Source organism: Streptomyces parvus, assembly GCF_014648875.1.
In the GTDB taxonomy this organism is placed as follows: Bacteria; Actinomycetota; Actinomycetes; order Streptomycetales; family Streptomycetaceae; genus Streptomyces; species Streptomyces parvus.
This window is the reverse complement of the sequence record NZ_BMRY01000017.1, coordinates 102,764-116,384: the sequence shown is the minus strand read 5'-3', so window position 1 is coordinate 116,384 and position 13,621 is coordinate 102,764. Positions and strand designations below refer to the sequence as shown.

Annotated in this window: 12 protein-coding genes and 1 tRNA gene; 5 read left to right on the top strand and 8 right to left on the bottom strand. The window is 70.3% G+C overall.

Features of this window, described 5'->3' with window-relative positions; translation table 11 throughout:
- Positions 1 to 346 precede the first annotated feature (346 nt).
- Positions 347 to 422, bottom strand: a tRNA-Thr gene (locus IE140_RS34125).
- A gap of 154 nt (positions 423 to 576) precedes the next feature.
- On the opposite strand from IE140_RS34125, the gene IE140_RS34120 reads away from it, so the two are divergent.
- The 4 genes from IE140_RS34120 to IE140_RS34105 all read left to right on the top strand — a co-directional run bounded on the left by IE140_RS34120 (position 577) and on the right by IE140_RS34105 (position 4,916).
- The gene (locus IE140_RS34120; protein ID WP_229827036.1) at positions 577 to 1,977 is read left to right on the top strand and encodes an RNA-guided endonuclease InsQ/TnpB family protein; all 1,401 of its coding nucleotides are present in this window, start codon (positions 577 to 579) and stop codon (positions 1,975 to 1,977) included.
- Between the two features lie 332 nt (positions 1,978 to 2,309).
- Entirely contained in the window at positions 2,310 to 3,446 is a 1,137-nt protein-coding gene (locus IE140_RS34115) for an ABC transporter ATP-binding protein (RefSeq protein ID WP_150198346.1), read from the top strand.
- Between the two features lie 235 nt (positions 3,447 to 3,681).
- Positions 3,682 to 4,095, top strand: coding sequence for a hypothetical protein (locus IE140_RS34110; protein WP_010071240.1), 414 nt, complete (start codon positions 3,682 to 3,684; stop codon positions 4,093 to 4,095).
- A gap of 104 nt (positions 4,096 to 4,199) precedes the next feature.
- Positions 4,200 to 4,916 (top strand): nucleotidyltransferase family protein, encoded by a 717-nt coding sequence (locus IE140_RS34105; RefSeq protein WP_109175288.1) that lies wholly within the window; start codon positions 4,200 to 4,202, stop codon positions 4,914 to 4,916.
- Between the two features lie 153 nt (positions 4,917 to 5,069).
- Here the strand turns inward: IE140_RS34105 and IE140_RS34100 are convergent, their stop codons facing one another.
- The 7 genes from IE140_RS34100 to IE140_RS34070 form a co-directional block, all read right to left on the bottom strand.
- The gene (locus IE140_RS34100) at positions 5,070 to 6,710 is read right to left on the bottom strand and encodes a DoxX family membrane protein (protein WP_229827026.1); all 1,641 of its coding nucleotides are present in this window, start codon (positions 6,708 to 6,710) and stop codon (positions 5,070 to 5,072) included.
- A gap of 170 nt (positions 6,711 to 6,880) precedes the next feature.
- On the bottom strand, positions 6,881 to 7,837 hold the full coding sequence (gene rlmB / locus IE140_RS34095) for a 23S rRNA (guanosine(2251)-2'-O)-methyltransferase RlmB (protein WP_006125642.1): 957 nt from the start codon (positions 7,835 to 7,837) through the stop codon (positions 6,881 to 6,883).
- A 113-nt stretch (positions 7,838 to 7,950) separates the two neighbouring features.
- Positions 7,951 to 9,351, bottom strand: coding sequence for a cysteine--tRNA ligase (gene cysS, locus IE140_RS34090; RefSeq protein WP_150197625.1), 1,401 nt, complete (start codon positions 9,349 to 9,351; stop codon positions 7,951 to 7,953).
- A 133-nt stretch (positions 9,352 to 9,484) separates the two neighbouring features.
- Positions 9,485 to 9,889 carry a PPOX class F420-dependent oxidoreductase gene (locus IE140_RS34085; RefSeq protein WP_010063550.1) on the bottom strand — a complete coding sequence of 135 codons (405 nt, stop codon included), beginning with the start codon at positions 9,887 to 9,889 and terminating at the stop codon, positions 9,485 to 9,487.
- Positions 9,890 to 10,036: 147 nt separating this feature from the next.
- Entirely contained in the window at positions 10,037 to 10,549 is a 513-nt protein-coding gene (ispF, locus tag IE140_RS34080) for a 2-C-methyl-D-erythritol 2,4-cyclodiphosphate synthase (RefSeq protein WP_032781280.1), read from the bottom strand.
- Entirely contained in the window at positions 10,539 to 11,306 is a 768-nt protein-coding gene (ispD, locus tag IE140_RS34075; protein ID WP_150197626.1) for a 2-C-methyl-D-erythritol 4-phosphate cytidylyltransferase, read from the bottom strand. The genes ispF and ispD overlap by 11 nt, the downstream gene beginning before the upstream one ends.
- Positions 11,307 to 11,706: 400 nt before the next feature.
- On the bottom strand, positions 11,707 to 12,189 hold the full coding sequence (locus IE140_RS34070; protein WP_003953493.1) for a CarD family transcriptional regulator: 483 nt from the start codon (positions 12,187 to 12,189) through the stop codon (positions 11,707 to 11,709).
- A gap of 697 nt (positions 12,190 to 12,886) precedes the next feature.
- Between IE140_RS34070 and IE140_RS34065 the strand changes: the two genes are divergently transcribed.
- Complete coding sequence (locus IE140_RS34065) at positions 12,887 to 13,615, top strand: DUF461 domain-containing protein (protein ID WP_093445296.1); 729 nt, start codon at positions 12,887 to 12,889, stop codon at positions 13,613 to 13,615.
- Positions 13,616 to 13,621 lie beyond the last annotated feature (6 nt).

Genomic DNA, 13,621 nt, shown 5'->3' with positions numbered 1-13,621 from the left:
CGCCTCCACACAGCGATCGGCGACATCCCGCCCCACGAGCACGAGACCAACCACTACGCTCAACACCAGCCCCAACCGGCGGCTGGAGTCAACGCATAGAGCCTCCACCGATCCCGGAGCGGTTCACAGCGGGTCGGGAGCGGGAGCGAGCCGCGTCCTGGCCAGATCCGCGTCATTGAAGTGGATGCGGAGCATGTGGTCCCCCCAAGCAGCTCGGTCCTCGCCCGCAACCGTAGGGAAACGCGATAAGAGTCTGATGGACGACCCATGAACGAGCCTGCGCCGCCCACCGCAGACGAACGGAAGAAGCCCAGGTCAGAGGGGATCCGACCTGGGCTTCACCGTGAGCCCCCTGTCGGATTCGAACCGACGACCTGTGTATTACAAGTACACCGCTCTGGGCCGGACTGAGCTAAGGAGGCAGGAACACACGCCACAGACGCGCGCCAGTAACGTCACAACTCTACACAGCCCCGCTCCCCCACGAGCATGTATATCGGGCAGCCATAACCTCCCACTCACCTGTTCGTTGAACGCACTGCAGTGCCATCCGAATATCGGACAGGGGGAGGGGTCGTGGCCGCAGGGGAAAACAAGCTGATCCGCGTGACCGGCGCGGAGGCCAAGCGCGTCAAGCGCGAGGCACTGGGCGTACCCGACCCGGTCAAGCATCGGCAGCGGGTGGCCGTGCCGATGCAACGGCGGGCGCCGGAGGCCGACACCCGCCAGCGTGTCTACCGGTATCGCTGCTACCCCACCCCCGCCCAGGCCGAGCAGCTGATCAAGACCTTCGGCGCCTGCCGCTGGGCCTACAACGAGGGCCTCACCCTGCGGGACAGGGCCTGGCGCGAGCACCGTGTGACGCTCGGTTTCGCCGAGTCCTGTCGGGCACTCACGGGCTGGCGGAACGCCGAGGGGACGCAGTGGCTCCAAGAGGTGTCCTCGACCGTTCTCCAGCAGGCGCTGCGCCATCTCGACGCCGCTTTCGGGCGGTTCTTCAGTAGCTCGAAGAGGTACCCGAAGCGTAAGAAGAAGGGGCGTTCCCGCGACTCTGCGACGTATGTCCGTACGGGCTTCCGCTGGGTGGAGGACGCGGAACGGCCGGGTACGGGGCTGATCGCGTTGGCCAAGCAATCCGGGCCGCTACGCATCCGCTGGTCCCGTCCGCTGCCGGCGGGCGTGCGGCCGGTGAAGCTGACCGTGACCCGTGATCGTGCAGGCCGCTTCTTCGTCTCCGTACTGGTGGAGGAACGGATTGAGCCGCTGCCTCCCGTGTTTCTGCGGGACGGAGGTGCACCGAAGGCGGTCGGTCTGGACCTCGGGCTGGCGGCGCTGGTCACGTTGGACGACGGGGAGAAGGTGGACCACCCCCGCCTGCTCAAGAAGTACGGGGCGAAGCTCGCGGAACTCCAGCGAAGCCTGCACCGCAAAAAGAGAGGGTCGAAGAACAGGGAAAAGGCACGACAGGAGATCGCCCGGTTGTACGCCCTGATCGGCGACGTCCGCAGGGACGCGTTGGACCAGCTCACCACCCGCCTCGTGCGCGAGAACCAAGTGCTCGTGGTGGAGGACCTGTCCATCGTCTCCCTCGTACGGTCGCCGAAGGGCAAGGGCCGTCGACGAAAGGCGGGGCTGAACCGGACGATCCTGGATGCCTCGTGGGGCGAGTTGTTCCGGCAGTTGCAGTACAAGTGCGCGTGGTACGGGCGGACGCTGGTCGTCGTGGACCGGTTCTTTCCGTCGACACGGCGGTGTTCGGCCTGTGGGGTGATCGGGCCGAAGCTGGATCTGGCCGTACGCGGCTGGTCGTGCGAGGGCTGCGGCGCTGAGCACGACCGGGATGTGAACGCGGCGCGGAACCTGCGGGACGAGGGGATGCGGCTCTGCGAGCTGGTGGCAGCGGCGCTGCCACCAGGTCGGGTCATGCCCTCGATGATCAGGGCGTCCGAGATGCCGGATGTGGTACTGACGGCATAGTCGGATCAGGGGTACACAAGAAGGTGCATGCCGGACCGACGGGCCGTCGGCCGTGATGCCTGTGGAGTCCGTGTGAGACCCGCAGGGTGTCGCCCTCAGGGTGGTGTCCGGTCGGCAGTGGGTGTTGAAGCAGGAAGTCCCGTAAACGGGGGCGGGTCAAAAGTTCGTTGCTCTTCCGTCCCTCATGTTCGCGAAGCACTTTTCGTGACCCAAGAGGTACTGACAGGACACATGAACGCCAGGTAACGTCACCGCAGGTTCACTCAGTGGACCAGACCACTCCCTACTCGGATCGTCCGGCACGTTCCTGCCGGTTGAGGAGAAGATCCATCATGGCCAGTGTCACGTTCGACAAGGCGTCCCGCGTCTACCCCGGCTCCACGAAGCCGGCTGTGGACCAGCTCGAGATCGACATCGCGGACGGTGAGTTCCTCGTCCTCGTCGGTCCCTCCGGTTGTGGCAAGTCGACCTCCCTGCGCATGCTCGCAGGTCTCGAGGACGTCAACGGCGGCGCGATCCGCATCGGTGACCGCGATGTCACGCACCTGCCGCCGAAGGACCGGGACATCGCCATGGTGTTCCAGAACTACGCGCTGTACCCGCACATGACCGTCGCGGACAACATGGGCTTCGCGCTCAAGATCGCCGGTGTGAACAAGACCGAGATCCGGGCGAAGGTCGAAGAGGCCGCCAAGATGCTGGACCTCACCGAGTACCTGGACCGGAAGCCGAAGGCGCTCTCCGGTGGTCAGCGTCAGCGTGTGGCGATGGGCCGGGCCATCGTGCGGGAGCCGCAGGTCTTCCTCATGGACGAGCCGCTGTCGAACCTCGACGCCAAGCTCCGTGTCTCCACCCGTACGCAGATCGCCTCGCTCCAGCGCCGTCTCGGCATCACCACGGTGTACGTCACCCACGACCAGGTCGAGGCCCTCACCATGGGTGACCGGGTCGCCGTGCTGAAGGACGGGCTGCTCCAGCAGGTCGACTCGCCGCGCAACATGTACGACCGCCCGGCGAACCTCTTCGTCGCCGGCTTCATCGGTTCGCCCGCGATGAACCTCGTCGAGGTCCCGATCACCGACGGCGGTGTGAAGTTCGGCAACAGCGTGGTGCCGGTGTCGCGCGAGGCGCTCTCCGCCGCCGCGGACCGCGGTGACACCACCGTCACGGTCGGCATCCGGCCCGAGCACTTCGACATCGTCGAGCACGGTGGCGCCGCCGCGAAGTCGCTGACCAAGGACTCCTCGGAGGAGCCGGCCGGTCTCGCCGTCTCCGTCAACGTCGTCGAGGAGCTCGGCGCCGACGGGTTCGTCTACGGTTCCACGCAGGTCGGCGGCGAGCACAAGGACCTGGTCGTCCGTGTCGGCGGCCGTGCCGTCCCGGAGAAGGGCACCGAGCTGCACGTCGTCCCGCGCCCGGACGAGCTGCACGTCTTCGCGACCTCCACCGGCGAGCGGCTCACCAACTGACCCGTCTCCCCTGCCGTACGCACGGCCCCGCGTCCGCCGGCAACGCCCGGCGGCGCGGGGCCGTTTGCGTGGTCCCGGCGGGTTTGGGTTTCGGCGCCGGGTGGCGTCAAATACCCCGGCACACTGGGCATTTCACCCTCGCCCGTCAACCTCGTATTCGAAAGGACGCGTCGAACCATCCCCCGCGAGGGTGACGAATTGTCGCCAAGTCATCACCGGCCGCTACGCTCGCTGCGTGACCCACACCGCGCGCCGCATCGGCCGATCCCTCGCTCTCGTCCTGCCCGTCGTCATGGTTCTGTCCGGGACCCTCGCGGTCACCAGTGTTCCGTGGGCGGCGTCGGACCAGGACTCCCAGCTGCTGGCCGCCTCCTCGGAGACCGTGTCCAAGCCCGCGAAGCCGCACGCCCCGCAGGATGTCCTGCGCGAGAAGCTGCTCGTGGAGCTTCAGGAGAAGGACCCGGGCACCGCCCTCACCGGTCTCCAGCGGGCCGTCGAGCAGCGCCCGTCGCTCGCCCGTCACTGCATGTCGATCGCGAAGGCGCTCGGCAAGGCGGCCGTCGAGCAGTACGGCCCGACCCGGGCGCACCGCTTCTCCCGGCCGGTCTGCGACACCTCGTTCGCCTCCGGCGTCGCCCAGTTCAGCTGAGTCCGGAAGCCGAGCACCGGAAGTTGAGTTCCGGAAGCTGAGTCCGGGAGGCGGTCGCGTCATGCGCCGCCTTCCGTGGGCGGGCACCGCATATCGTGCCTGCCATGCATACGTATCCGACGCAGGCCGTGATCCTTGCCGGTGGCCAGGGGTCGCGGCTGCGGCCCTATACCGACGACCGCCCCAAGCCGATGGTCGAGATCCCCGGGACCGGGACTCCGATCATCGGCCATCAGCTGTCCTGGCTGGCTGCCGAGGGGGTCACGGACGCCGTGGTCTCCTGCGGTCATCTGGCCGAGGTGCTCCAGGAGTGGCTGGAGGAGGCCGTCCTGCCGCTCCGGGTCACCACCGTCGTGGAGAAGGAGCCGCTGGGGCGCGGCGGCGGGCTGCGGTACGCGGCCGAGCGGCTGCCCGACGCCGATCAGCCGTGGTACGCCACGAACGGTGACATCTGGACCCGTTTCTCCCTGCGGGAGATGGCGGCCTTCCACGCGGAGCGCGACGCCACCGCCACTCTGGCTCTCGCCCGGCCCCGGATTCCGTGGGGTGCGGTGGAGACGGACGCGTTCGGGCACATCACGGATTTCATCGAGTCGCCGCCGTCCCCGTATCTGATCAACGCCGGGGTGTACGTGTTCTCGCCGGCGTTCACGAAGCTGCTGCCGGACCGCGGTGACCATGAGCGGACCACGTTCCCGCGGCTCGCGCGCGAGCGCCGGCTGGCCGGGTATCCGCTGCCGAACGGGGCGTACTGGCGGGCCATCGACACCGCGAAGGATCTGACGGAGGCGGCCCGCGAGCTGGGGGCCCATGGCTCCTGATCCGTCCCGCACCTGAAAGTTCCCGTGCCTGAGAGTTCCGGCGCTTGAGAGTTCCCGTGCCTGGCGGCTGCTCGTACGCGCACAGGAAAGGGCGCCGCCCTCCCGGTCCTCCTGCCGGGTGGGCGGCGCCCTTTCGTCCGTGTGCCGTACGGGTCAGCCGAGGAGTCCGCCGATCGGGTTCCGGCCGCCGCCGCCCGAGGTGGATCCTTCGCCGCCGGAGGAGGTCGAGCCGCCGGTGGGGGCGGGTTCGCCGCCGCCGCCCGTGGCGGGGTCGCCGCTGGTGGAGCCGGACGAGGTGGGTCCGGTGCTGGTGGCGGCCGGGGGCTGTTGCGGGGTGGTCTGCTGCGGGGGTGCCTGGCCGGTGCCCTGGGTCTGGCTGGGCTGGGTGCCCTGGCCGGTGCTCTGGCCGCCGGTGTCGCGGGTCGCGCCGGGGCTGGCCTGCCCGGTGGCGGGGGTGCCGGCCGCGCCGGAGGGGGTGGGTTGGGGCTGTCGCTGCTGCTCCGGGGTGCGGGAGGCCTGGCGTTCGCCGGTGGACTCCTGGGGCAGTGGCATGCCGGGGAGGCGGTTGGTGGGGTTGTCGTTGCGGCCGGGGACAGTGACGACCTCGGTGGAGCGGACGGCGCCGCCGAGGATGGAGCCGATGAGGAGGGTGAGGCCGACGACGACGGTCGCGACGACGGTGCCCCGGCGCAGGACGCGGCGGCGCAGGTCCCAGATCTCGGAGCGGGGGCCGAGCTTGCGCCAGGCCTCCCCGGCGAGGCGGCCGTCGACGGAGTAGACGGGGGCGCCCGCGATGATCAGTGGGCTCCAGGCGGCCAGCAGGATGATGTCGGGGGCGTCGTACACCGGGACCTGGCGCCAGCTGACCGTGACCAGCAGGGCGGCGGAGAGCAGGGCGCCGAACGCGGCGGCGACCCGCTGCCAGAGGCCGAGGACGGTGAGGACGCCGACGACGACCTGGAGGAAGGCGACGGTCAGTCCGGCGCCGACCGGGTGGGAGAGTGCGAAGTCGCGCAGGGGTTCGGCGACCGCCCAGGGGTGGAGGGAGGTCAGCCACTTGACCATCGAGCCGCGCTCGCCGCCGTCGAAGTAGACGGGGTCGCACAGCTTGCCCATGCCGGCGTAGATGGAGATGAAGCCGAGGAGGACCCGCATGGGCAGCAGGACGACGCCCAGGTTCATCCGGTGGCCGGGGTAGTAGGCGTGCCGGACGGGGTCGCCCGTTCCGCGCCGGGCGCGGGCGTCGGCGGATTCGGCGGATTCCGGGGAGTCGGCGTCGTCGTAGTCGTCGCCGGGTCCTGCGGGTCCGTCGAGCGGGTCGTCGTACGCGCCGACGGCCTGCCGCATGGGCGGCAGCAGGGGGCCGGTGCGTCCCGGCTGGTGGGGGGCGGTCAGTACGGGGTTGGGCTGCGTCTCCTCCAGGAGCGGGATGACCTGCGTCGCGCCCGCTTCGTGGCCGTGCCCGCCGCCGGGGGCCGCGCCGAGTCCGGCGTCGAGGTGCCCGGCGGTGGAGTTGCGCACGGCCTGGAGGAGGCCCGTCGCGCCGGGGTCGCCGGGGGCGGACTTGCCGCTCCAGACGACGGGTGCCCGCCTGCGGCCGCCGCCGGCGCCGCTCATGGCGGGGATGCGGGCCGTTTCCGCGGGGGCACCGCGCAGCCGTGCGCGCTGGCCCGGGGCGAGCTGCACCCGGAAGCTGGCGTGGTTGACGATGACCTGCGCGGGGTCGCTGTCCACCTTGGTCATGCTCAGGGCGGGTTGCTCGTCGAACCGAGGCGTTCTGGTGTCCACACTCATCTAACCGAGTGATGTGTGTTTAGGACACTGCCTTGACCGCACCGGATGTGTCCGAGACCCGTCAAGATCAGGCCAAACTCGGGCATCCTGGATGGGTGTTCGGCGTTCGCCCGTCAATGCGCCCGGCGGGCGGGCCTGTCGACGGGCGAACGCCGCACGTCCGAGGAGCCTCAGGCGCGGCGGCGCGCCACCTCGTACAGCACGATGCCCGCGGCGACACCGGCGTTGAGCGACTCGGCGCCGCCCGGCATCGAGATCCGCACCCGGTAGTCGCAGGTCTCGCCGACGAGCCGGCCGAGGCCCTTGCCCTCGCTGCCGATGACGATGACGACCGGGCCGTCCAGCTCTTCCAGGTCCTCCACCGTGTGCTCGCCGTCGGCGGCCAGGCCGACGACGGTGAGGCCCGCCTTCTGGTAGCCCTCCAGGGCGCGGGTGAGGTTGGTGACCCGGGAGACGGGGGTGCGGGCCGCCGTGCCGGCGGAGGACTTCCAGGCTCCGGCGGTCATGCCGGCCGCGCGGCGCTCGGGGACGACGACGCCGTGGCCGCCGAACGCGGAGACCGAGCGGACGATGGCGCCGAGGTTGCGCGGGTCGGTCACGCCGTCGAGGGCGACGATCAGCGGGTCCTCGTGGTTGTCGTCGGCGGCGGCGAGCAGGTCGTCCGGGTGCGCGTACTCGTACGGCGGGACCTGGAGGACGAGGCCCTGGTGGTTCAGGCCGTTCGTCATCCGGTCCAGCTCGGGGCGGGGGGCCTCCATCAGGTTGATGTTGCCGCGGTCGCCGGCGAGCTTGAGGACGTCGCGGACGCGCTCGTCGTTGTCGATGTACTGCTGGACGTAGAGCGTCACGGCGGGGACGCCGTCGCGCAGGGCCTCGTAGACCGGGTTGCGGCCGACGACCATCTCCGAGGTGCCCTTGGCGCCGCCGCGCCGGGGTGCGGGGCGGCGGGCCGCGGCCTGCTTGGCCTGGGCGTTGGCGACCCGGTTCTTCTTGTGTCCCTTGCGGGCGGACGCGGGCGGGGTCGGGCCCTTGCCCTCCAGGCCACGGCGTCGCTTGCCACCGCTGCCGACCTGCGCGCCCTTCTTGTTGGACGTGCGGCGGTTCCTGCGCTGGCTGTTCCCGGCCATGACCTACCTGTTCCTGTAAATCCTCGATCCACATGCGGATGCGGATCGTGTACGTCTCATCAGTGTGCCGCCCGGATCGCCGGGCGGCACCATTGCCCTGCTCAGAGGTTCGCTCAGCGCGGTCCCAGCGTCCACCGGGGGCCGGTGGGGCTGTCCTCGATGACGAGGCCGGACTGGCCCAGCTGGTCGCGGATGGCGTCGGCGGCGGCCCAGTCCTTGCGGGCGCGGGCCGACTGCCGCTGGTCGAGGACGAGGCGCACGAGGGTGTCGACGACGCCGTGCAGGTCCTCGCTGCGGTCGCCCTCGCCCGCCCATTGCGGGTCGAGGGGGTCAAGGCCGAGGACGCCGAGCATGGCCCGGACCTCGGCGAGGCGGGCCGCGGCGGCTTCCTTGTCGTCGGCTGCCAGTGCGCTGTTGCCCTGGCGGACGGTGGTGTGGATGATCGCCAGGGCCTGCGGGACGCCCAGGTCCTCGTCCATCGCCTCGGCGAAGGCGGGCGGCACCTCGGCGGCGGGGGCGACGGTCTCCCCCGCCTTCTCGGTGACGCGCTGGATGAAGCCCTCGATGCGGGCGAACGCGGACTCGGCCTCGCGCAGGGCCTCCTCGCTGTACTCGATCATCGACCGGTAGTGCGGGGTGCCGAGGTAGTAGCGCAGGACGATGGGGCGCCAGTGCTTGACCATCTCGCTGACGAGGACGGAGTTGCCCAGCGACTTCGACATCTTCTCGCCGGCCAGGGTGACCCAGCCGTTGTGCACCCAGTAGTTGGCGAACGTGTCGCCGTAGGCCTTGGCCTGGGCGATCTCGTTCTCGTGGTGCGGGAAGATCAGGTCGATACCGCCGCCGTGGATGTCGAAGGCGGAGCCCAGGTACTTGTGGGCCATGGCCGAGCACTCCAGGTGCCAGCCGGGCCGTCCTCGGCCCCACGGGGTCTCCCAGCTGGGCTCGCCCGGCTTGACGGCCTTCCACATGGCGAAGTCGCGCGGGTCGCGCTTGCCGGTCTCGCCCTCGCCGGAGGGCTGGCGCAGATCGTCCAGCTCCTGGTTGGAGAGCTCCAGGTAGCCGGGGAGGGAGCGCACGTCGAAGTAGACGTTGCCGTCGGCCTCGTAGGCGTGGCCGCGCTCGATCAGGCCGCGCATCATCTCGATCATCTCGGGGACGTGGCCGGTGGCGCGGGGCTCGTAGGTGGGCGGCAGGCAGCCGAGCACGTCGTAGCCGTCGTTGAACGCGCGCTCGTTCTCGTAGCCGATCGACCACCACGGGCGGCCCTGCTCGGCGGACTTCGCGATGATCTTGTCGTCGATGTCGGTGACGTTCCGGATGAACGTGACGTCGTAGCCGCGGTAGGTGAACCAGCGGCGCATGATGTCGAAGTTCAGGCCCGAGCGGATGTGGCCGATGTGCGGTGCTGCCTGGACGGTGGCGCCACAGAGGTAGATCGAGACACAGCCCGCGGTGAGCGGGACGAAGTCACGGATCTGCCGGGCGCTGGTGTCGTGCAGGCGAATAGTCACGCCTCAAGGGTAGTAGGCCGACACCAGTGCCCCGCGACCCTTGGGGATCGCGGGGACAACTTTCTGGTACCGGGATGGTTCTGGACACCCCGGAGAGCGTTTTCCGGCCGTACGAGGGGGAAGTCGCCGGGCTTCAGATGCTGCCGACGACCTTGCGCGGCGAGATGCGGACGACGACGCGGGGGTCGTCGGCACCGGAGTTCGGGTTGAACTCGGCGTACGGCTTGCCGGTGTACTTCACCGAGAGCTCGTCGATCAGTTCCTGTCCGCCGTCCGTCGTCAGCGTCGCCTCGCCGCGGATCTCGGCGTAGCTGTACGGGGCGTCGAAGGGCTGGACGACGACGGTGACGCGCGGGTCGCGGCGGAGGTTCTTCTCCTTGCGGCGGCCGACGGTGGTGGAGATGAGGACGTCGTCGCCGTCGCGCTTGACCCAGACCGGGGAGACCTGGGGGCTGCCGTCGGGCTGGATGGTGGCGATGTTGACGAACACGGGGGTGTCGAGCAGGTTCTTGAGCTCGGTGGAGAGTGCGGCGGTCATGCGTACGTCCTCCTGTGCGCTGCGGGTCGGTGGCACCGGTCCGGTGTTCCGATGCTGCTCCTACCCGGCAACCGCGCGCGGTCCCGCTTCCTTCCCGCCACGTCCGGCCGGAAGGGTGAACGCCCCCCGGTCGGCGGGCCCCAGGACCTAGCGGGTCCGGTAGACCAGGGCGGTGGCGATGCCGGCGATGCCCTCACCACGACCGGTGAAGCCGAGCCCGTCGGAGGTGGCGGCGGAGAGCGAGACCGGGGCGCCCACCGCGGCGGACAGCACCTTCTGCGCCTCCTCGCGCCGCTTGCCGATCTTCGGGCGGAGGCCGACGACCTGGACGGCGACGTTCCCGATCTCGAAGCCCCCGGCGCGGACGATCCGGGCGGCCTCGGTGAGCAGGGTGATGCCCGCGGCCCCGGACCACTCGGGGCGGCCGGTGCCGAAGTGCTGCCCGAGGTCGCCGAGGCCGGCGGCGGAGAACAGCGCGTTGCAGGCGGCGTGCGCGACGACGTCGGCGTCCGAGTGGCCGGCCAGGCCGGGTCCCTCGCCCTCCCACTTCAGGCCCGCGCACCACAGTTCGCGGCCCTCCTCGAAGGCGTGGATGTCGGTGCCGATGCCGACGAGCGGGATGACGGGGGCGGGCCCCGCCGCGGACGTGTCAGAAACCATCGTTGGCCCTCCTGCGGGCGAGTACCGCTTCGGCCAGCACCAGATCGAGCGGCCGGGTCACCTTGAACGCTTCTTCGTGGCCGGGGACGACGACCACGGGCCGGCCGAGGCGTTCCACCATGCCCGCGTCGTCCGTGGCGCCCTCGCCGTCGACCGCGACCTCGGCGTGGGCCCGCTCCAGCGTGTCCCGGTCGAAGCCCTGCGGCGTCTGCACCGCGCGCAGTCTGGCCCGTACGGGGGTGGCGAGCACCGGCTCCGGCTCCCCGGGCGCGGCGGCGGGCTCGACCTCCTTGACGGTGTCCGCGAGCGGCAGCGCGGGGACGACGGCGGGTGCCCCGTCCCGTACGGCTGCGGCGACGGCGTCGACCGTGTCGACCGGCACCAGCGGGCGGGCGGCGTCGTGGACCAGGACGACGGCGATGTCCTCGGGCAGCGCTTCGAGGCCGAGGCGGACGGACTCCTGGCGGGTCTCACCGCCCGGCACCACCAGGTAGTCGGTGCGCTCGGGCAGCGCGTGCTCGTCGAGGAGGTGCTTCACCTCGGGTGCGCCGTCCGGCGGGGCGACGACCACGACGAGGGAGACGGCGCGGGACGCGGCCATGGCGCGGATGGCGTGGATCAGGATGGGCGTCCCGCCGAGCACCCGGAGGGCCTTGGGCGCGCCCGGGCCGAGCCGCACGCCCCGCCCGGCCGCGGGAATCACCGCGGCGGTACGGGGAGGGCGCGGCCGGTCGGCCGGGGGTGGCGTCGATGACATCGGTTGCACTCCGAAGGTCCGAGGGTTCCGAGGGTTCCGAGGCTCCGGGATGAAGGTCCCGGGGTTCGGCAGGTTTGTTTCCACGACCGACATGGGTAGGGGCCCAGCGAGCCGGGTGTGACACCCTGACTCGCACCGGGCCCCTTCCGTGAGTACCCGCCCGGTCGAGTACGGGCCGCATCGGGCTCACGCAGCACAGGGGCCGCCCTCACTCGACGGCCCCTTCCACACGGATCTTCCACACGGATCCGCATGTACACGGATTCGGTTGTTCACGGATTCCGATACCGCGGCAGCTGCGGATCCAGGTCCGAACATGCCGCAGCGCCCGACGACACAGCGTGAAAACGGCTGGTCAGCGGGCACCGCGGCACATTCATACGACCGGTGCGATCCGGTTTCAGGACGCGAGGACCTCGTCGAGCAGGGCCTCGGCCTTGTCCTCGTTCGTGTTCTCCGCGAGGGCGAGCTCGCTCACCAGGATCTGGCGGGCCTTGGCGAGCATGCGCTTCTCTCCGGCGGAGAGACCGCGCTCGCGCTCCCGACGCCACAGGTCACGGACGACTTCCGCGACCTTGATGACATCGCCGGAGGCGAGCTTCTCGAGATTTGCCTTGTAACGCCGGGACCAGTTCGTCGGCTCTTCGGCATACGGTGCACGCAGCACCTCGAAGACCCGGTCCAGCCCGTCCTGCCCGACCACGTCGCGCACGCCTACGAACTCCGCATTGTCCGCCGGCACACGGACCGTCAGGTCGCCCTGGGCGACCTTGAGCACCAAGTAGGTCTTGTCCACGCCTTTGATCTGGCGAGTTTCGATAGCCTCGATCAGCGCGGCCCCGTGATGGGGATAGACCACGGTGTCGCCAACCTTGAACGTCATGTGACAGGTACCCCTTCCGTGGCTATCCAGAGTAACACGAGAATCGCCTCTCCTGAATGGCGTTTTCGCAGGTCAGGGCATATCTCGGGGCTTGACAACAGCAACACGAACGTGCTGCGGAAGGTATCCGGAGGGCGGTATTCGCAGGTCGGAGCCGCTGTGCGCCCGGGGCGAAACATCCACGTCACACGGCCCGGAAGCCCTACAGAAGAGGACGAAAGTCCCGTTTTGTCGGTTTCGGGATAGCGATCTTTCCCTACTCCGTTCGGTGATCGCTCACCCGTACGGGCGTAACTGTCCGACCGCAATGAATTTGATCAAGCCATGTGCCGGCCGGCGCTTTCCGTCGCGGAACACGAAGGCGAAGAAGCCGCGAACCGGAAAGGAGGAAGAAGCGGCGGGGCGCCCGGGAGAATTGATCACGCGGATTATGTGAACGGCACATGGCCTACCGGCCGGTAGAACGCCTCTGCGGCGGCCCGGGCCCCGCCCTCGATCGCCGATCGGCCCCACGCCCGGCCGCCGAGACACCCCCTGGAGCCGACGAGACACCCCATAGAGGCGGGTCGGGTGCAGGGCGGGCGCGGCGGCTCGGTAGCCTAAGGCCGCTGACACACCCTTAGGGCGGCTTTACACCACCGCTCGACGCCCGACGTCCGAAGTCCGCAGTCCGAACGTTCAAGGAGTTGCCGCCGCCGTGAGCCGCAGCCTTCGACACGGCGCTCTCGCCGCCACCGCCACCGCGCTCTCGATCTTCTCCCTGTCCGCCTGTGCGGCGGGCAACAACGCCGAGACGCTCAAGATCCGGCCGGACAACCCGGCCACCTCGGTGGACGACATCAAGGTCCAGAACGTCAACGTGATCACGCAGCCGGGCGCGGGCACGGACGGTCCCGCCGTCGTCACCGCGACGCTGTTCAACGACGGCACCGAGCGCGAGGTGCTGGAGGCGATCACGCTGCCCGGCAGCAACGTCGAGGTGAAGCTCCAGGCGGCCGGCGGCAAGGGCCCCATCGTGGTCCCGGCCGGCGGTCAGGTCATCATCGGCGGCAAGGGCAACGCCGCCGCCGTGATCGAGAACAGCGGCGAGGCCGCGCGCAACGGCGACGTCCAGCAGGTCGTCTTCAAGCTCAGCCGGACCGGCGACGTCGGCCTCGGCGCGAGTGTCTTCCCGGCCGAGGGCTTCTTCAAGGACTTCGGTCCCAGCCCCCAGGCCGAGCCGCCCGCCCCGAAGCCGAGCCCGACCCCCTCGGGCGAGGCGACCGGCAACGGCGAGACCCCTGCCGCGACCGAGGGCGCGACGGGCGGTACGCCGGCGGACGGCGCGGCCGCCGAGGGCGCCACGGGCCAGGGCGAGACGGGCGCACAGGGCGATGCGGCCGCGCAGGGCGCGGGCGACGCCGCCTCGGTGCCCGCGGCCGACTGACGCGGC

What these genes read in the sequence shown, in the direction of transcription:
- IE140_RS34115 (WP_150198346.1), top strand. Translation starts at nt 2,310, where the DNA reads ATGGCCAGTGTCACGTTCGACAAGGCGTCCCGCGTCTACCCCGGCTCC.
- IE140_RS34105 (WP_109175288.1), top strand. Translation starts at nt 4,200, where the DNA reads ATGCATACGTATCCGACGCAGGCCGTGATCCTTGCCGGTGGCCAGGGG.
- IE140_RS34100 (WP_229827026.1), bottom strand. Translation starts at nt 6,710, where the DNA reads ATGAGTGTGGACACCAGAACGCCTCGGTTCGACGAGCAACCCGCCCTG.
- rlmB (WP_006125642.1), bottom strand. Translation starts at nt 7,837, where the DNA reads ATGGCCGGGAACAGCCAGCGCAGGAACCGCCGCACGTCCAACAAGAAG.
- IE140_RS34085 (WP_010063550.1), bottom strand. Translation starts at nt 9,889, where the DNA reads ATGACCGCCGCACTCTCCACCGAGCTCAAGAACCTGCTCGACACCCCC.
- ispF (WP_032781280.1), bottom strand. Translation starts at nt 10,549, where the DNA reads ATGGTTTCTGACACGTCCGCGGCGGGGCCCGCCCCCGTCATCCCGCTC.
- ispD (WP_150197626.1), bottom strand. Translation starts at nt 11,306, where the DNA reads ATGTCATCGACGCCACCCCCGGCCGACCGGCCGCGCCCTCCCCGTACC.
- IE140_RS34070 (WP_003953493.1), bottom strand. Translation starts at nt 12,189, where the DNA reads ATGACGTTCAAGGTTGGCGACACCGTGGTCTATCCCCATCACGGGGCC.